Source organism: Streptomyces sp. NBC_01788, assembly GCF_035917575.1.
GTDB lineage: Bacteria > Actinomycetota > Actinomycetes > Streptomycetales > Streptomycetaceae > Streptomyces.
Genome location: NZ_CP109090.1, coordinates 5896782 through 5913419 on the forward strand (window position 1 = coordinate 5896782; position 16638 = coordinate 5913419).

The following is a 16638-nucleotide window of genomic DNA, read 5'->3' on the forward strand; positions in this document are numbered from 1 at the left end:
CCACGTCTCCATGGCGTTCACCCGCGCCGCCGGGAAGCACCGACGGCCGAGCCGGATGCACCGCACCACCGCCCGCGCTGCGGGCGTCGCGGCCCTGGCCACCACCGGTGCCATCGGCACCCTCGCCGCCCCGGCTCTCGCGGCGGAGGATGCCGCCCCCGAGGACACCGGCCTCACCCCGGTCGTCACCATCGGCGACAGCATCGCCGAGAAGATCGACGCCCAGGCCGTCGCCCAGCACCGGGCCGCCGCGCGCAAGGAGGCCGAGAAGGCCGCGCGCAAGAAGGCCGCCGAGCAGGCGGTGAAGGAGCGCGAGGCCAAGGCGCGCGCCGCCCGCGAGGCCGAGCGCGAGCGCCTCAACGCCTTCGTCACGCCGATATTCGACTCGTACGTGTCGACCGGCTACCGGACCGGCGGCTCCCTGTGGTCCTCCGGCACCCACACCGGCGTCGACTTCCACGCCGCGAGCGGCACCAGCGTCCACGCGGTCGGCAGCGGCACCGTCGTCGACGCCGGCTGGGGCGGGGCGTACGGGAACCAGGTCGTGATCAGGATGGCCGACGGCATGTACACCCAGTACGGGCACCTGTCGTCCATCCAGGTCTCGGTGGGCCAGCAGGTGATCCCCGGTCAGCGGATCGGCCTGTCCGGCGCGACCGGCAACGTGACCGGACCGCACCTGCATTTCGAGGCCCGCACGACCCCGGACTACGGCTCCGACGTCGACCCCGTGGCCTACCTCCGCAAGCACGGCGTCAACGTCTGACCCGACGCCCGGCGTACGGTCCGGCACTCCCGAGGCCCCCGGCTCCCGAGCCGGGGCCTCGGGCATTCCCCGGCTGTCTTCCGGCGGCCGACGGGCACACGGAAGCCGTGCCACCCGTCCGGGCGGCACGGCTTCGGCGCAGGACCGTTCCTGCCGGTCAGACCGTCTCGGGAAGCTCCTCGAGCCCCTCGGCGACCAGCTTGGCCAGCCGGTCGAGCGCGGCGTCCGCGCCGTCGGCGCCGGAAGCCAGGACGACCTCCTCGCCGCCCTCGGCGCCGAGGCCGAGCACGGCCAGCATGGAGGCCGCGTTGACGGGCGTCCCGTCGGCCTTGGCGATCGTCACCGGGATGCCTGCGGCCGTGGCGGCCCGGACGAAGATGGAAGCGGGGCGGGCGTGGAGACCCTCGGCCCAGCCGACGTTGACGCGGCGCTCAGCCATGTGTTGCTGCCCTTCAGGTGATCAGGGTTGTCTAGACCAGTTTTCCACACGTGGTGCGAGCACGGAGCGGGCGTGTGCGCCGCTCCGGGTGGCGTCGGACCGCGGCCTCGGTCCGACGTGTGTCCTCCACAGACTGCCTCGCGCCGCTGTGGGACGCGAGCCGTACGCTGGGCCCCATGCAGACCTCGCCGGACCGGCACGAGTACCCCGCCCACTGGGAGGCCGACGTGGTACTGCGCGACGGCGGCACCGCACGGATCCGCCCCATCACCGCCGACGACGCCGGCCGTCTGGTCAGCTTCTACGAGCAGGTGTCGGACGAGTCCAAGTACTACCGCTTCTTCGCGCCCTACCCGCGGCTCTCCGCGAAGGACGTCCACCGCTTCACGCACCACGACTTCGTGGATCGGGTGGGACTCGCGGCCACGGTCGGCGGCGAGTTCATCGCCACCGTACGCTACGACCGCATCGGCGCGGACGGCATGCCCGCCTCGGCGCCCTCCGACGAGGCCGAGGTCGCCTTCCTCGTGCAGGACGCCCATCAGGGCCGGGGCGTCGCCTCCGCGCTCCTGGAGCACATCGCGGCCGTTGCCCGGGAGCGCGGCATCCGCCGCTTCACCGCCGAGGTGCTGCCGGCCAACACCAAGATGATCAAGGTGTTCACGGACGCCGGGTACACCCAGAAGCGCAGTTTCGAGGACGGCGTCGTACACCTGGAGTTCGGCATCGAGCCGACCGACCGCTCGCTGGCCGTGCAGCACGCACGGGAGCAGCGGGCCGAGGCGCGGTCGGTACGGCGGTTGCTCGTGCCCGGCTCGGTCGCCGTCGTCGGAGTGGGCCGCACGCGCGGCGGCGTGGGCCGCGGCATCCTCGACAACATCCGCGACGCCGGGTTCACGGGGCGGCTCCACGCCGTGAACCGGGCCTTCGGCGAGGACTGCCGGGAGATCGACGGGGTGCCCGCCCACCGCTCGGTGCGCGACATCGACGGCCCTGTGGACCTCGCCGTCGTCGCCGTGCCGGCCGAGCACGTCCCGGACGCCGTCGCCGAGTGCGGGGAGCACGGGGTGCAGGGACTCGTCGTGATCTCCGCGGGCTACGCGGAGAGCGGCCCCGAGGGACGCGAGCGGCAGCGCGCGCTCGTGCGGCAGGCACGCTCGTACGGCATGCGGATCATCGGGCCCAACACCTTCGGCATCATCAACACCTCGCCGGACGTCCGCCTCAACGCCTCCCTCGCCCCTGAGCTGCCCCGGCCCGGCCGCATCGGTCTATTCGCCCAGTCCGGGGCCATCGGCATCGCGCTGCTGTCCCGGCTGCACCGGCGCGGCGGCGGGGTCACCGGGGTCACCGGGGTGTCGACCTTCGTGTCGGCCGGCAACAGGGCGGACGTCTCCGGCAACGACGTCATGCAGTTCTGGTACGACGACCCCGACACCGACGTCGCCCTGATGTACCTGGAGTCCATCGGCAACCCGCGCAAGTTCACCCGCCTGGCCCGGCGTACGGCGGCGGTGAAGCCGCTGGTCGTGGTGCAGAGCGCGGGCTCCGCCCCGCAGGGGCACGCGGTACGGGCGACGCGGCTGCCGCACGCGACGGTGTCCGCGCTGCTGCGGCAGGCCGGCGTCATCCGGGTCGACACCATCACCGAACTGGTCGACACCGGCCTGCTGCTCGCCCGGCAGCCACTGCCGCCGGGACCGCGGGTGGCGATCCTCGGCAACTCCGAGTCGCTGGGCGTGCTGACCTACGACCGCTGTCTCGCGGAGGGCCTGCGCCCCCAGCCTCCGCGCGACCTGACGACGGCGGCCTCGGCGGAGGACTTCCGGGCCGCGCTGTCCCGGGCGCTCACCGACGAGACCACCGACGCGGTGGTCGTCACGCTGATACCGGCGGTGGGGGAGGGGGCCGCCGCGGACACGGCCCTGGCCGAGGCGCTGCGCTCGGCCGCCCAGGAGGTCCCCGGCAAGCCGGTCCTGGTGGTCCACGTCGAGTTCGGCGACCTGGCGGAAGCCCTCTCCGCCGCCACTAGCACGGCCCCGCCCCCCGGCCCGGGCCCTCAGCCACCGGCGACCCCGCTGCTGCCGCCGTCCACGGCACCCGGACGGGGGCCGACCTCCCCGGCGGGCGCGGACCATCGGGCGGACGGAGTCGCCTCGGTGGGCGGGGAGTCTCCGGTGGGCGGGGAGTCTCCGACGGGTGGTGCGTCTCCGACGGGCGCGGACCACCCGGTGGGTGGGCCCTCCTTGCCGGGCCCGGATCGCCAGGCGGATGCCGCCTCCCCGGCCGACTCCGGGCCCGAGTCCGGCGGGGGCCCGCACGGGCGCGGGAGCCCCTGGCCGGGGGCGAGCCATCAGTCCGGCCAGGGTGCCCCGGCCGCCGACCCGAACCCCGAGACCGGCACCGGCCCGAAAGCGCGCACGGGACCCGGGCGAGGCCCTGGCCAGGCCTCCGGCTCCGGTCAGGCCCCCGGCCCCGGCCGGGAATCGGGTCCGGACCAGCCTCGCGCCGCAGGTTCGCTGCCCGGTCCCGGCCCTCGGCGACCGGCCCCCGCCGTGCCCGGAGGGGCCGGAGGAACGGGCCCCGGGCCCGTGGCGTCGGCCGGTGCGAGCGCCGAGCCGGCCCCCGCCGGTCCGCGGCTGATCACCGCCTACCCCGCCGCCGAGCGCGCCGTACGGGCGCTCGCCGAAGCGGTCCGGTACGGGCAGTGGCGGCGGGAGGCGGCGGAGCCCGGCCGGGTGCCGGAGTACGAGGACATCGACGAGAAGGGCGCCGCCGCGTTCATCGGCGGGCTCCTGGAGAGCGGGCAGGGCCTCACGCTCGGCACGGAGAAGACCTGCGAGCTGCTCGGCCGGTACGGCATCCACGTGCGCCGGGCCCTGCCCGCACCCACCCCCGACGACGCCGCCGAAGCCGCCCGCGCCCTCGGTTACCCCGTCGCCCTGAAGGCCACCGCCCCCCACCTGCGGCACCGCGCCGACCTCGGCGGCGTACGCCTCGACCTCACCGACGAGGAGCAACTCCGCTGGTCCTACGCCGAGTTGACCGACCTCTTCGGCAAGCCCGAGGAGGTGCGGCCGGTGGTGCAGGCGATGGCGCCCCGAGGCGTCGACACCGTCGTGCGCGCGGTCATCGACCCGGCGGCCGGCGCCGTGCTCTCCTTCGGGCTCGCCGGCGTCGCCTCCCAACTGCTCGGCGACATGGCGCACCGGCTGATCCCGGTCACCGACCGCGAGGCCACCTCCCTGATCCGATCCATCCGCACGGCGCCCCTGCTGTTCGGCTGGCGCGGCTCCGCCCCCGTCGACACACCCGCCTTGCAGGAGCTGCTGCTGCGCGTGTCACGGCTGGTCCACGACCACCCGGAGGTCGTCGCCGTCACCCTGGAACCGGTCGTCGTCGCCCCGCGCGGGCTGACCGTCCTCGACGCCTCCGTGCGCCTGGCGCCCCCGCCCGCCCGCGACGACCTCGGCCCGCGCACGCTCCCGGTGTACTGACCGGGACTCCTCGCTCCGCGGCGGTGCCTCGCAGTCAGTGCGCCCCCGTAGGATGGACGGCATGGCCAAGACCAGTACGACGACCCAGGGGCTGCGTTCGGCGATCGAACGCAGCGGCTACTACCCGGCTCTCGTGGCCGAGGCGGTGGAGGCCGCCGTGGGCGGGGAGCCCATCCGGTCGTACCTGGTCCATCAGGAGACCACGTTCGACCAGAACGAGGTGCGGCGGCACGTGACGGTGCTCGTCCTCACCGGCAACCGCTTCATCGTCAGCCACACCGACGAGCAGGCCGCCGACAGCACGTCCCCGACGCCGTACGCCACCACGTCCACGGAGTCGGTCAAGCTCGACCGGATCTCGTCGGTCGTGGTCAGCCGCGTGGTCGCCAACCCCGAGCAGTACACGCCGGGCACGCTGCCGCGCGAGGTCGTGCTGACCATCGGCTGGGGCGCCGTGTCCCGGATCGACCTGGAGCCCGCCGCCTGCGGCGACCCCAACTGCGAGGCCGACCACGGCTACACGGGCAACTCGACGGCGGACGACCTCAGCCTGCGCGTCAGTGAGGCCGGCGACGGCCCCGAGACGGTCCGGCAGGCCCTCGCCTTCGCCCAGGCCATCTCCGAGGCCACCGCGGACCCGACCCGCTGATGACCCGCCCCTTCTTCCCCGACGACGCCACCGCCTGGGACCACCCCGAGCCGCTGGCCGTCGAGTCCGCACCCGCCCCCGCGTACGGCACCGGCTCGCTCGCCGACCTGCTGCCCACGCTGGCCGCCGGCATGGGCGTCCCGCGGATGACGGCCGCGATCGACGAGCTGGCCCCCGTCGACCGCGCCTGCGTCTTCCTGATCGACGGCCTCGGCTGGGAGCAGCTGAAGGCGCACCCCTCGGACGCGCCCTACCTGAACTCCCTGCTCGGCAGCTCGCGCGGCGGCACCGGCCGCCCGATCACCGCCGGATACCCGGCGACCACGGCGACCTCGCTCGCCTCCGTCGGCACCGGCCTGCCCCCGGGCGCGCACGGCCTGCCCGGCTACACCGTGCGCAACCCGGCCACCGGCGAGCTGATGAACCAGCTCCGCTGGCAGCCGTACTCCGATCCGCGCGCCTGGCAGCCCCACCCCACGGTCTTCCAGCTCGCCCAGCAGGCGGGTGTGCACGCCGCCCAGGTGTCCTCCCCGACCTTCCAGAACACCCCGCTGACCAAGGTCGCGCTCAGCGGCGGCACGTTCCTGGGACGGCTGACCGGCGAGGAGCGCATGGACGTCGCGGCCGAGCAGCTCGCCGCCGCCGACCGGGCCCTGGTCTACACGTACTACTCGGAACTCGACGGCGCAGGTCACCGCTACGGCGTCGACTCCGACACCTGGCGCGGACAGCTCATGCACGTCGACCGGCTGGTCCAGCGCCTGGCCGAGCAGCTCCCGCCGCGCAGCGCGCTCTACGTCACCGCCGACCACGGCATGGTCGACATCCCGTTCGACGAGCAGCACCGCGTCGACTTCGACGAGGACTGGGAGCTGCGCGCGGGCGTCGCCCTGCTCGGCGGCGAGGGACGCGCACGGCACGTGTACGCGGTGCCGGGCGCCGAGGGCGACGTGCTCACCTGCTGGCGCGAGGTGCTCGGCGAGCAGTTCTGGGTCGCCTCCCGGGACGAGGCGATCGCGGCGGGCTGGTTCGGGCCGCGCGTCGACGAGCGGGTGTACGCGCGGATCGGCGACGTGATCGCCGCCGCCCACGACGACGTCCTGCTCATCGCCTCCGAGCAGGAGCCGAAGGAGTCGCTGATGGTCGGCAACCACGGTTCGATGACCCCTGCCGAGCAGCTGGTCCCGCTGCTGGAAGTACGCTCCTGAGGCTCCTTCCCGCCCACTCGCCGTACACCACCGTCCTCCACACTCGCCGAAAGGTGCCCAACTGCTCATGCCAGAGCTGGTGTTCTTCTCCGGAACCATGGACTGCGGGAAGTCGACACTGGCTCTCCAGATCGAGCACAACCGCTCCGCGCGCGGCCTTGTGGGCATGATCTTCACCCGTGACGACCGGGCCGGCGAGGGCAAGCTGTCCTCACGCCTCGGTCTCGTGACGGACGCGGTGGAGGTCGAGGACGGCGTGGACCTGTACGGCTACCTCGTCGACCACCTCTCGCAGGGCCGCCGCGCCGACTACGTGATCGCGGACGAGGCGCAGTTCCTCGCGCCCGAGCAGATCGACCAGCTCGCGCGCGTGGTCGACGACCTGGAGATGGACGTCTACGCCTTCGGCATCACGACGGACTTCCGCTCCAAGCTGTTCCCCGGCTCCCAGCGCCTGGTCGAACTGTCCGACCGCGTCGAGGTCCTCCAGGTCGAGGCCCTGTGCTGGTGCGGCGCCCGCGCCACCCACAACGCCCGCACCGTGGGCGGCGTCATGGTGGTCGAGGGCGCCCAGGTGTTCGTCGGCGACGTGACCCGTTCCATGGACGAGATCGGCTACGAGGTCCTGTGCCGCCGCCACCACCGCCGCCGCATGACAGCCGCCTCGGCACGGGCGGCGGCACTGTCGCCGGACGTGCTGCCGGTGACCGCGGACTGACCGGTTCCGGAGCGACGGCTGGGCGGGCTCAGTCGCCGAGGGTGAACGCCAGGCCGCCTGTGCGCAGTTCGTCCTCGGCCTTGCTGAGGCCGCCGCGGTGGGAGACCTCTACTGTGTAGAACTTCGAGCCCGGCGTGATGTCGTCGACCGTGAAGGGGAACTCACAGCCCTGCTCCGTCTTCTGGCCGAGGCTCAGACTCCCCATTGCGACGAGGGCTCCTGCGGCGTCGGTGATGGTGACCTGGGTGCCGAAATGTATGTCGGAGTACCCGCCCGTTCCTGAGCACGGTTCGCCGGAGTCGAGACCCCCGCCGACCCCGGTGACGGTGAGTGTCCCGTCCGTACTGAACGAGTCCCCGGACTGACCGGCCAGCGACATCCCCGCCCAGCACGCTCCCACCGCAGCGGCTCCGAGGCAGGCACCGATCGCGAGGACCGCGCCGCGTGACAGCCGCGACCAGCGGGACGCGGGGACAGCCGGCGGATGGTCGGGCATGACGGGTATTGGTTCGGCGGACGTGGAAGCCGGGTTGTCGGCCGTCTCCTGAACCGGCTCCGGGTCCGTGGTCGGGGGAGGAGGAATGTCTGGCTGCTCCGGGGTCGGCATGGCGGAACTTCCTCTCGGTTCGAGGGTGTGAGGGCGCGGAAGCGCGTAGGTGCGAGGAGTGGAGGACGTGGTGGGGGCGGCCCGGTTTCCGGCAGGGCCGCCCCCGAGGCCGCCGCGTCCCCCCACGAGCGCGGCGGCGTATGCGGAGGCCGGTCAGCCGACCTTGGTCCACTTCTGGCAGCCCTTGGTCTCGAAGTACTCGCCCTTGTTGACGGTCACGCGGCCCTGACCTTTGAGGTTTTCGTTGGCGATGATGGCGCCGAACTCCCCGGAGGCATCCTTGGTGCGTGCCCAGTAGCAGTTCTTGATGAAGCTGCCCTCGTCGGGTCCGGCAGTCTTGTAGGTGCCGGCCTGCATGTCGTCGCCGACGAGGTACTGCCCCTCGCCCCCGACCGTGGTGGCCGGTCCGGGCTTCTTGGCCGGCTTCGGCGCGACCGTGACCTTTTGGGTGACCGTGACGGCCGGCTTCGGCTCGCCCCGCTCAGCGGCCGCGGTCTTGGTGACGGTGACGGCCGGGGCGGGAGCGGCGGAGTTGTCGGTGCTGCCGGAGTCCCCGCTGTTGCCGATGCCGGTGCCGACCATGAGCGCGACGAACGCGGTCGCGCCGTGGGTGAGCCATGCCTTGCGGTGCGACGGCTTCGGCGTCGTCGGCTGCCCCATCGGGGAATGTCCGCCGCCGGGCGGCGGGACCGGCGGCACGACGCCCCAGCCCGGTGCACCGCCGGGGCCGGAGGGCTGCGGGCTGCTGTGCGGCATCGGGGGCGTGTGACTCATCGCGGTGGTCCTCCGGTCGGCGTCGTGGCACTTGGCCATCACAAGGTGCCTGCCGTTCCGGTGCGTGAGGCTTTAGATCTTTGATAACCCGTATTATCAGGCGGGTTGTGCTCACGCTTTTCCTGGGCGTGATGTTCGGCACTCAATCAGCGAACGCCGCCGTGGGGAAGGTCGCGGGGATGATGTCGGAGCAGGTCGTCAAGAAGCTGCCTCAGAAGGCGCTCACCAAGGGCGTCGTCTACCCGATAGTGAAAAAAGTCGCGGGTTACCTCGGCGTCAAGATGACAAAACAGACCTTTGCCAGGAGCGTCTCAAAGGCCGTGCCGGTCGTCGGGGCCGTCGTTTCCGGCGGGCTCACTTTTGCGACCTACCTTCCCATGGCCAAAAAGCTGAAGAAGCACCTCTCCAGCTTGGAGTTGACGAAGCCGTCGCACCGAGTTGAGAAGGAGGAAGTCGTCGAAGCTCACGAGGCCTCCATCACCGACTGCGCCGAGCAGCCTGACGCGGGCGGCACTACCTCGAACTAGCCTCGTTCATCGAGGCATCCGGGCCTCGCGAGCCCCTGCCGGCGCCCCGGAAGGGAACCGGCAGGGGGTCTTGTGACCGTATGAATGTCAGACGCGCTGCTCCGACGAGGCCAGCCCGACCAACCCCGCCCACGCGTCACGCGAGACCGCGACGATGGGTCCGGCGACAGTTTTGGAGTCCCTGACGTGCACAACTGCCGCTGCCGTTGCGACCTCCACACAATCGCCGCCCTCGGCTCCGCTGTAGCTGCTCTTGAACCAGGTGAGGCCGGAGGCGACGGTCGAGGACTCAGCGTTGTTCATAGCTCTCCCAGCAACCCTTCGATGAACGCCAGTGACTCTCTCGGAGTGAGAGCCTGTGATCGGATGATCCCATAACGGGCGGCAGCGAGAGCCGCTTGATCCGCGTCTGTCTGAAGAGCGCTGGTGCCCTGGGCCTCGGCGTACGCGAACTTCTTGCCGCCCTTCTGCGTGACGACCGTGAACGGCCCGTCCACACCCGCACTTTCCTCGCAGCGGAGCGGCATGACCTGGATCTCTACGTTCGGTTTCTGGCCGATCAAAAGGAGTTGCTCCAACTGCCCGCGCAGCACGTCCCTGCCGCCGTACCAGCGACGCAACACCGACTCGTCCATCACGAAACTCAGTAGCGGGGCAGGCCGTCGGTCAAAGATCTCCTTCCGGGCCAGCCGAGCTGTCACCCGCTGCTCGATGACCTCCTCGTCCAGGGGCGGACGTCGCATGCCCAGCAGCGCCCTCATGTACTCCTCGGTCTGGAGCAGCCCCTTGACCACGAGGGTGTCGTAGGAAAGCAGCTCAACGGCTTCCTTCTCCAGCACCGCCATCCCCTGAAAGAACACCGGATACTGAGCCCGCTCCACCTGCTCCTTCCACAGGCACAGCAACCCGCCCGCCCCCAGCACCTCATCGGCGCGCTCGATCGTCCTGGGCGTCGGAATCCTCCGCCCCTGCTCGAACGAAGCGACCGTGGACGCCGAATACCCGAGCCGCCGTCCGAACTCCTCGCGCTCCAGCCCCTCCCGCACCCGCAGCGTCTTCATGGTCTGCCCGAACGCGACGACGACACCCCGCCCCGCCTCGTCCTCCGGTCGTCGCCCCGCGGCCCGGTCGTCGTTCTCCCAGCCGTCCCCGGGACCCATGGCCGCCCCCACACCGCCGCCGTCACGCTCTTCCGCAAGCGCCTCGGCGCCCGCCTCCACGCCCTTGCGCTCAGTCATGTCCGTCATCACCGCCTCCTTGCCTCAACGCCCCCGCAAGGGACGCCGTTACGGTGCGCAGCTCCTACTCGCGCGGACAACGCGCCTACAACCGCCCTTTGTCGCTGCGTCACCACTCGTCGCGCTTTGCGACCGGCAGGGCCGTGTGGGGGCATCCGCGCTGATCGCATGCGGGCTGTCGGTCACGGCTCGTCCCGGGGAGGAGCCGTGACCGGGCCTCGGAGCCCCGAACGAAATGGGTGCTCAGCGGGCGACGGTGGGCGGGGCGAGAGGGGTGATCTCCCTGTCGAAGAAGGCGTGGAAGTCGTCCCCCCGCTCATACAGAGCGTCGAAGCCGGCTGACGTCTCCCGGATCAGTGTCCGGTCGGTGAAGCGATTGGCTCCCGCGCGTTCCCGTCATCGTCGTAGAGCACCTCGTACATGGCGACATCCCCGAGGATCACCACCTCGGGAACAGGGCGGTCCTTCTCGATGTCCGCGATCTCGCGAGCGTCGAGCACCCTGATGTTGTCGCCCAGGTCCACACGCAGACGCAGGACGAAGAGCTCCCACTGCACGTAGGGGGTCACCGGGAACTCCACCACGCGAAGGCGACGCTCCAGAATGCCTAACCGCGCGGCGTCGCGGAACTGCCGTGCGTAGACGTCGCGTTTCTCCTGGGTGAGGGACAGGGCGCGGTCCCATTCCCCGGCGGCGAAGGCTTCCCAGCTGGCGAACCCGCGTTCTTTGAAGTTCTGCCCTCGTTCGAGCTTGTTCAGATGGTGAATTCCGCTCTCGTAGACGCGACGGAAATCCGCGTGATACGCGGGACGATTCATGCGTTCGAAGGTTCCGCTCGGGAAGGAGTCAAACATTCGGGACATCCGGTTTCGCTGCGATGAGTATGTTCCTCGGCGGGATTACATCGGGGCAGTGGCGTCCGCGGAAGCACGCGGGTGAACGTCCCGGAGCCCAAGGGTGTCCGGACGGACTGCCGCCACCACACCCTTGCGCTCAGCCAAGTCCACCACCGCCTCTCCCGCTCAACGCCCCGCAAGAGACGCCGTCACGGCGCGCAGCTCTGACTCGTGCCGGCAGAGTGCGTACAGCCGCCTCCTGTCGCTGCGTCACTACTGGTCACGCTATGCGACCGACGGGACCGTGAGGGGCGTGACGACGAAACCCATCAATCCCACCGACGCCGCCCAACCCGCCACCATTTACGCCCCTTTGCAGGCTGACTCACCCTCGCCCCAGCCCCGCACCTTCGAGATGCGCTTCACCTCCACACCCCGCGGAGCCCGTCTCGCCCGCCGCCTCGCGGCCGTCCGTCTGGATGCCTGGGGGATCCCGTACGGCACCGACCCGCACGACGCGATCGTGCTGATCGTCGCCGAGCTCACCGCGAACGCCGTACAACACGGCCATGTCCCCGGCCGGGACTTCCACCTCAGCCTCCACGCGACCCCCGACGGCCGCACGATCCGCGTCGAGGTCACCGACACCCGCGCCGAACGCCACCCCCGCCGCCCCACCGCCCTGGAGGAGGCCGACGGCGCCGACGAGGCCGGCCGCGGGCTGCTCCTCGTATCGCGGCTCGCGACCTGCTGGGACTGGCACCCACGCCCGGACGGCCCGGGAAAGACCGTTTGGGCGGAGTACACGCTGCCGTCCTGGCCCCAGGGGTGAACAGTCCCGGCGCGCACCGCGCGAAGGGCGAGGGCGCCGAGCGTGCGGCTCACGCCGAGCAGGCACGCGCCGCTCTGCGGGAGTGGAACGGCTACGCCCCCGATGTGAGTGAGCAGGCCGCTTTGGACGCCGAGTTGGACAGACGGATCGGTGAGGCGAGGGCAACGTGACCAATCACCGGCTCGACGCGAACGGACAGCCCCGACAGCCCCACCCGCCCTCGGAGCGGCCCCTGCCGCTCCATCAACTCTCCTGATAACCAGGGTTATCGAGTAGCAGGTCCCGAAAGAGGCCTGACCGTTCCTACGGTTCCGTCCATCGACAGGCACCCGGCGGCCCAGCCGCCGCCCCCGCCTGTCGGTGCTCGCCCCTTCCACGTCAGTACGGGAATCACGGGAGACACCTCATGGACGACGCTACCGACCAGAACCCCGACCACGCACTGCCGCTGCCCGAGCTGGTGGAGGCCCGGCTGGCCGACGACCGGAAGCTCGCCGAGCCGGTGAAGGCCCTCATCCGCGAGGCACTGGGCGACCCCGGGAACACCGAAGACGGCGCGCGCACCTCCACAGGCCCCCTCTACCTCGGCAAGGTCACCGTCACCGGCTTCCGCGGCGTCGGCTCGGAGACCCGGCTGAAGCTGCGGCCCAAGCCCGGAGTCACCCTCGTCGTCGGACGCAACGGCTCCGGCAAGTCGAGCATCGCCGAGGCCGTCGAGACCCTGTTCACCGGAACCAACGCCCACTGCTCGGGACAGCACCCGAGCCACGCCGTCCGCTGGCGCAACCTGCACCAGGGAGAACAGACCGTCGTCGAGGCCAAGCTGGCCGTCGAGGGCGACCCGTCGCCGAGCACCCTCACCCGCACCTGGACCGGCGACACCTTCAGCGACTCCGAGGCCGTGCTCAGGCGGCCGGGCCACGGCACCGTGCCGCTGGAACAGGCCGGCTGGGAGCAGGCGACCCGCGCCTACCGCCCCTTCCTGTCCTACGCCGACCTGGACAACCTGATCAACGGCAAGCCGTCGGAGATGTACGACAACATCGCCGCGATCCTCGGACTCGACCACCTCAACGCCGCCGCACGACGGCTGACGGCAGTGAAGAGGGAACTCGACGCCGCCGTGAACGCCGAGAAGGACAAGAAGCCGGTCCTCCACGCGGCCCTGGAAGGGCGGGCCCGACCACGCCGTACTCGACGCCCTGATCACCGGCGCGCCCACATCCGACGAGGGCCGGCTGCGGGAGGCACGACTGGAGGCCACCGCCGAGACCGAGGGACCCGACCTCGACCGGGTCGGGGACGCCGTCGACACGTTGCGGAAGGCCGTCGCCGACCTCGACGAGCTGAAGGGCACCGCGGCCGCGGACGCCCACGACAGGGCCGAACTGCTCCAGGCTGCCCTGATGCACAGCGACCGCCACGCCGACGACACGGCATGCCCGGTCTGCGGCACGGAACAGGTCCTGGACCGGGAGTGGGCCACGCGCGCCGAGGCACAGATCGCCGCCCTCCTCCGCGAGGCCGAAGCCGTACGCGAGGCCGAGGCCCGCCTGCGGAGCGCGATCCGCGCACTGCACAACCTGGTCCTCCCACCGAGGGAGATCCCGGCCGTGCTCGCCGAGCCGTGGGAGGCCTGGGGCGACTGCCGGCGGATCGCCGACCCCGCCGAACTCGCCGAGCGCGCGCTCAGGGCGGCGGTGACGCTGGCGGACGCATGCGCGATCGTGGCCGGTGCGGCACGCGAGGAACTGGCGGCCAAGGACGAACGCTGGCACGCGGTCGTCGGCCTGCTCGCCGAGTGGACGAAGCTCTCCCGGGAGGCCGCGGCCGCCAAGCCTCGCAGGACCGAGGTCAACGCGGCCCTCACCTGGCTCAAGAAGCTCACGACCGAGATCCGCGACCTCCGCGTCGACGCCTTCGCCGGCCACACACAGCGCATCTGGGAGCGGCTGCGCCAGCAGAGCAGCGTCGACCTGACCCACGTGGGCCTGCACGGCAGCGAGAGGGCCGCCGTACGCAAGCTGATCATGGACGTCACCGTCGACGACACCGAGGCCCCCGCCCTGGGCGTCATGAGCCAGGGCGAGTTGCACTCGCTCGCGCTCTCCCTCTTCCTGCCCCGCGCCGCCACGGCCGACAGCCCCTTCGGGTTCGTCGTCATCGACGACCCCGTGCAGTCCATGGACCCGGCGAAGGTCGACGGCCTGGCCCAGGTCCTCGACGAACTCGGCCGCGACCGGCAGGTGATCGTCTTCACCCACGACACCCGGCTCCCGCACGCCTTCCGCAGCCAGGGCCTGCCGGTGACCGTGCTGAAGGTCGAGCGCGGCGAGAAGTCCAAGGTGCACGTCACCTCCGAGACCGACCCGGTCAAGGAGACCATCGACGACGCCATGGCCCTCGCCCATACCAAGAACTGTCCCGAGACGGCGCTGCGCCACGTTCTGCCGTCACTGTGCCGGGAGGCCCTGACGACGGCGATCGTCGAAGCGGCCTGGATCCGCCGGAGCCGTACCGGCCGGTCCGCCGAGCGCCTTCAGGCCGCCATCGACGCGACCGAGAGGCTCATCCCGCTCGCGTCCTTCGCGCTCTTCGACGACGGCCTCGTCCACCCCGACGAGGAGGTCCGAAGCCGGCTCCGCTCCCTTTACGGCGACGAGGGCACGACCCTGATCCACCAGTGCCAACAGGGCGCCCACCCCGGCGGGTTCCTTCCGCGGGACCCGGTCGCCTTCGTCAGGAGGGTCGAGACCCTCGCCACCCGGATCCGCACGCCGGAGGTGCAGGCCTGATGCCCCCCGCCCCCACCGTCGCAGCCCTCCTCGCGACCGCCGACGACCTCCTCGCCGAACGCCCGGACGGCGACGGCCCGCTGACCCCGACAGGCCGCGACCGCGGTGCGGCCTACGCCCTCCGGATCGCCCTGGAAATGGCCGTCGACGCGGTCCTCACGGCTCAGGAAGCCGGACTCGTCGCCGTCACCACCCGTGCGAAGCTGCTCTGCCTGCGCCACTACGCCGGCCCCGTCCGGGCCCGCCGCGTCAACGCCCTCTGGAACCGCCTCAGCGGGGCCTGCAAGTACCACCACGACGAACTCGGCCCGACCCACGTTCAGGTACGCACCTGGCGCGCAGCCGTCGAGACCCTCGTCACGGAGCTCTCCGAGCCCCACACGGACGTCGGGTTCCCGCAACAGAGGGGCACGTGAACTCCCGCTCCGCGAAGGGACACCGACGACCTGAGGCGACGTGCCCACCACGGGAACGGTGGCAACCGGGCCTGACCCGCTGACGCCTCGTACGGCGTGAAAGTTCTGAGAAGGGGATCGGGCGTGATGCTGTCTGGCGTACCTCTGTCGGCTGGGAGGGCGGCGACGCCAAGGCGGCTCTGGGTACCGGCTGAGGGATGACCCGGGCAGGCCGGGGTCACCGCTGAAGAGACCGGTAGGTTTCACCCTTCCGAGTGATCGCCGCGGTCAACACTGGCTGCCGTGCTCAACGCGCGCTCCGGATCAGGGTGAACCGGGCCCCCTCCGGATCCGTCACCGTGGCCACGCGGCCCTGGGTGGTGTCCCGGGAGGGGGTGAGGACCCGGCCGCCCAGAGAGAGAAGGCGTTCGGTCGACTCGTCGGTGTCGGGGACCTCGAAGTACGTCATCCAGTGCGGGCCCCGGTCGGGGGGCAGGGACCGGCCCACCCCGTGGACTCCGGCGACCGGACGGCCGTCGAGGTGCAGGGTCACGCGGTCGACGTCGGCGGAGCCGTCCGGCTTCCGTTCGTAGCCGAACAGCCTGGTGTAGAAGGTGGCGGCGCCCGCGCTCTCGTAGGTCAGCAGCTCGAGCCACACCGGGGTGCCGGGCAGCCCGGCGATCTCCGTACCCGGATGCGGCAGGGCCCGTAAAAGGCCGAAAACCGCGCCCCACGGGTCGGAGCCGATCGTCAGCCGTCCGATGCCGCCCGCGTCCAACGGGCCCACCCCGATCGTGCCGCCGCACAGCCGTACCGTTTCCGCCGTCAGGTCCACGTCGTCCGAGGCGAGATACGGCGTCCACGCCGCGGGCAGGCGCCGGCCGGGCGGCAGTTGCCCGATGCCGCCCACCTCGTGGCCGTTCAGCAGGGCCCGCGCGCAGGGGACCGACCGGCTCGGACCGGGCTGGAACTCCCAGCCGAAGAGGTCCCCGTAGAAGGCCTGCGCGGCGGCCATTCCGTGCACCATCAGGCTCACCCGGCACGGTGTGCCCGGTCTGTTCCGGGCGGGTGCCCGGCCGTTCGGGACGCCCGGCTCAGGTGCCTCGGTCATCGTCACCTTCTCCTCGGCCTCCAGGGCCTCTCGACGGCCGCCTCGATTCCGTTCTCCGGACCCCGAGCCGAAGCGCCGGCGAGGCGGGGTCCCGTCCGGAGGGTGCCCGGTGTGCGGTGTCCCGCCCGTTTCGATGCGTTTACCGAAGGATGTCGATCGGCTGTACAGCATGTGGCCGATCCCGTACGCCTCGTGATCGGAAGTGCCCGGCCGAGCAGAGTAGCCCGACGCGGGCGATGCGGCCAC

The 16638-nt window shown here is 71.6% G+C and carries 15 protein-coding genes and 3 pseudogenes; 11 read left to right on the forward strand and 7 right to left on the reverse strand.

Annotated elements, in window-relative coordinates:
- The first annotated feature begins 10 nt into the window (after positions 1 to 10).
- On the forward strand, positions 11 to 766 hold the full coding sequence (locus OIE49_RS26640; RefSeq protein ID WP_326804465.1) for a M23 family metallopeptidase: 756 nt from the start codon (positions 11 to 13) through the stop codon (positions 764 to 766).
- 157 nt (positions 767 to 923) lie between these two features.
- On the opposite strand, the gene OIE49_RS26645 is transcribed toward OIE49_RS26640, so the two are convergent.
- Positions 924 to 1205 carry an HPr family phosphocarrier protein gene (locus OIE49_RS26645; protein ID WP_326804466.1) on the reverse strand — a complete coding sequence of 94 codons (282 nt, stop codon included), beginning with the start codon at positions 1203 to 1205 and terminating at the stop codon, positions 924 to 926.
- Positions 1206 to 1381: 176 nt separating this feature from the next.
- On the opposite strand from OIE49_RS26645, the gene OIE49_RS26650 reads away from it, so the two are divergent.
- From OIE49_RS26650 to OIE49_RS26665, 4 genes are all read left to right on the forward strand, one after another.
- Positions 1382 to 4702: a bifunctional acetate--CoA ligase family protein/GNAT family N-acetyltransferase gene (locus OIE49_RS26650; protein ID WP_326804467.1), complete on the forward strand. Its 3321-nt coding sequence runs from the start codon at positions 1382 to 1384 to the stop codon at positions 4700 to 4702.
- Positions 4703 to 4754: 52 nt separating this feature from the next.
- Positions 4755 to 5351 carry a DUF5998 family protein gene (locus OIE49_RS26655; protein ID WP_100570666.1) on the forward strand — a complete coding sequence of 199 codons (597 nt, stop codon included), beginning with the start codon at positions 4755 to 4757 and terminating at the stop codon, positions 5349 to 5351.
- Positions 5351 to 6559, forward strand: coding sequence for an alkaline phosphatase family protein (locus tag OIE49_RS26660; protein ID WP_326804468.1), 1209 nt, complete (start codon positions 5351 to 5353; stop codon positions 6557 to 6559). The genes OIE49_RS26655 and OIE49_RS26660 overlap by 1 nt, the downstream gene beginning before the upstream one ends.
- 67 nt (positions 6560 to 6626) lie before the next feature.
- The gene (locus OIE49_RS26665; protein WP_326804469.1) at positions 6627 to 7277 is read left to right on the forward strand and encodes a thymidine kinase; all 651 of its coding nucleotides are present in this window, start codon (positions 6627 to 6629) and stop codon (positions 7275 to 7277) included.
- Between the two features lie 28 nt (positions 7278 to 7305).
- Here OIE49_RS26665 and OIE49_RS26670 read toward each other — a convergent pair whose 3' ends face one another.
- Together OIE49_RS26670 and OIE49_RS26675 are read right to left on the reverse strand one after the other, a co-directional pair.
- Positions 7306 to 7773 carry a hypothetical protein gene (locus tag OIE49_RS26670; RefSeq protein ID WP_326804470.1) on the reverse strand — a complete coding sequence of 156 codons (468 nt, stop codon included), beginning with the start codon at positions 7771 to 7773 and terminating at the stop codon, positions 7306 to 7308.
- 264 nt (positions 7774 to 8037) lie between these two features.
- Positions 8038 to 8658, reverse strand: a complete 621-nt coding sequence (locus OIE49_RS26675) for a hypothetical protein (protein ID WP_326804471.1) — start codon at positions 8656 to 8658, stop codon at positions 8038 to 8040.
- Between the two features lie 107 nt (positions 8659 to 8765).
- Between OIE49_RS26675 and OIE49_RS26680 the strand changes: the two are divergent.
- Positions 8766 to 9185: pseudogene (locus OIE49_RS26680) on the forward strand (hypothetical protein); the annotation flags it as partial.
- A gap of 87 nt (positions 9186 to 9272) precedes the next feature.
- Here OIE49_RS26680 and OIE49_RS26685 read toward each other — a convergent pair.
- From OIE49_RS26685 to OIE49_RS26695, 3 genes and pseudogenes are all read right to left on the reverse strand, one after another.
- On the reverse strand, positions 9273 to 9488 hold the full coding sequence (locus OIE49_RS26685; protein ID WP_326804472.1) for a DUF397 domain-containing protein: 216 nt from the start codon (positions 9486 to 9488) through the stop codon (positions 9273 to 9275).
- Positions 9485 to 10423: a helix-turn-helix domain-containing protein gene (locus OIE49_RS26690; RefSeq protein WP_326804473.1), complete on the reverse strand. Its 939-nt coding sequence runs from the start codon at positions 10421 to 10423 to the stop codon at positions 9485 to 9487. Before OIE49_RS26690 ends, OIE49_RS26685 begins: the two co-directional genes overlap by 4 nt.
- A gap of 243 nt (positions 10424 to 10666) precedes the next feature.
- A pseudogene (locus OIE49_RS26695) lies at positions 10667 to 11277 on the reverse strand (DUF6879 family protein).
- A gap of 295 nt (positions 11278 to 11572) precedes the next feature.
- On the opposite strand from OIE49_RS26695, the gene OIE49_RS26700 reads away from it, so the two are divergent.
- The 5 genes and pseudogenes from OIE49_RS26700 to OIE49_RS26720 all read left to right on the forward strand — a co-directional run bounded on the left by OIE49_RS26700 (position 11573) and on the right by OIE49_RS26720 (position 15302).
- Positions 11573 to 12091 (forward strand): ATP-binding protein, encoded by a 519-nt coding sequence (locus OIE49_RS26700; RefSeq protein ID WP_401739854.1) that lies wholly within the window; start codon positions 11573 to 11575, stop codon positions 12089 to 12091.
- Positions 12088 to 12261: a hypothetical protein gene (locus OIE49_RS26705; RefSeq protein ID WP_326804474.1), complete on the forward strand. Its 174-nt coding sequence runs from the start codon at positions 12088 to 12090 to the stop codon at positions 12259 to 12261. Before OIE49_RS26700 ends, OIE49_RS26705 begins: the two co-directional genes overlap by 4 nt.
- Positions 12262 to 12497: 236 nt before the next feature.
- A pseudogene (locus OIE49_RS26710) lies at positions 12498 to 12863 on the forward strand (AAA family ATPase); the annotation flags it as partial.
- Between the two features lie 544 nt (positions 12864 to 13407).
- Entirely contained in the window at positions 13408 to 14886 is a 1479-nt protein-coding gene (locus tag OIE49_RS26715) for an AAA family ATPase (protein WP_326804475.1), read from the forward strand.
- Positions 14886 to 15302: a hypothetical protein gene (locus tag OIE49_RS26720; protein ID WP_326806336.1), complete on the forward strand. Its 417-nt coding sequence runs from the start codon at positions 14886 to 14888 to the stop codon at positions 15300 to 15302. Before OIE49_RS26715 ends, OIE49_RS26720 begins: the two co-directional genes overlap by 1 nt.
- Positions 15303 to 15588: 286 nt before the next feature.
- Here the strand turns inward: OIE49_RS26720 and OIE49_RS26725 are convergent, their stop codons facing one another.
- Positions 15589 to 16392, reverse strand: coding sequence for a VOC family protein (locus OIE49_RS26725; RefSeq protein WP_326804476.1), 804 nt, complete (start codon positions 16390 to 16392; stop codon positions 15589 to 15591).
- Between the last annotated feature and the right edge of the window lie 246 nt (positions 16393 to 16638).

What these genes read in the sequence shown, in the direction of transcription:
- OIE49_RS26640 (WP_326804465.1), top strand. Translation starts at nt 11, where the DNA reads ATGGCGTTCACCCGCGCCGCCGGGAAGCACCGACGGCCGAGCCGGATG.
- OIE49_RS26645 (WP_326804466.1), bottom strand. Translation starts at nt 1,205, where the DNA reads ATGGCTGAGCGCCGCGTCAACGTCGGCTGGGCCGAGGGTCTCCACGCC.
- OIE49_RS26650 (WP_326804467.1), top strand. Translation starts at nt 1,382, where the DNA reads ATGCAGACCTCGCCGGACCGGCACGAGTACCCCGCCCACTGGGAGGCC.
- OIE49_RS26655 (WP_100570666.1), top strand. Translation starts at nt 4,755, where the DNA reads ATGGACGGCATGGCCAAGACCAGTACGACGACCCAGGGGCTGCGTTCG.
- OIE49_RS26660 (WP_326804468.1), top strand. Translation starts at nt 5,351, where the DNA reads ATGACCCGCCCCTTCTTCCCCGACGACGCCACCGCCTGGGACCACCCC.
- OIE49_RS26665 (WP_326804469.1), top strand. Translation starts at nt 6,627, where the DNA reads ATGCCAGAGCTGGTGTTCTTCTCCGGAACCATGGACTGCGGGAAGTCG.
- OIE49_RS26670 (WP_326804470.1), bottom strand. Translation starts at nt 7,773, where the DNA reads ATGCCCGACCATCCGCCGGCTGTCCCCGCGTCCCGCTGGTCGCGGCTG.
- OIE49_RS26675 (WP_326804471.1), bottom strand. Translation starts at nt 8,658, where the DNA reads ATGAGTCACACGCCCCCGATGCCGCACAGCAGCCCGCAGCCCTCCGGC.
- OIE49_RS26685 (WP_326804472.1), bottom strand. Translation starts at nt 9,488, where the DNA reads ATGAACAACGCTGAGTCCTCGACCGTCGCCTCCGGCCTCACCTGGTTC.
- OIE49_RS26690 (WP_326804473.1), bottom strand. Translation starts at nt 10,423, where the DNA reads ATGACTGAGCGCAAGGGCGTGGAGGCGGGCGCCGAGGCGCTTGCGGAA.
- OIE49_RS26720 (WP_326806336.1), top strand. Translation starts at nt 14,886, where the DNA reads ATGCCCCCCGCCCCCACCGTCGCAGCCCTCCTCGCGACCGCCGACGAC.
- OIE49_RS26725 (WP_326804476.1), bottom strand. Translation starts at nt 16,392, where the DNA reads ATGACCGAGGCACCTGAGCCGGGCGTCCCGAACGGCCGGGCACCCGCC.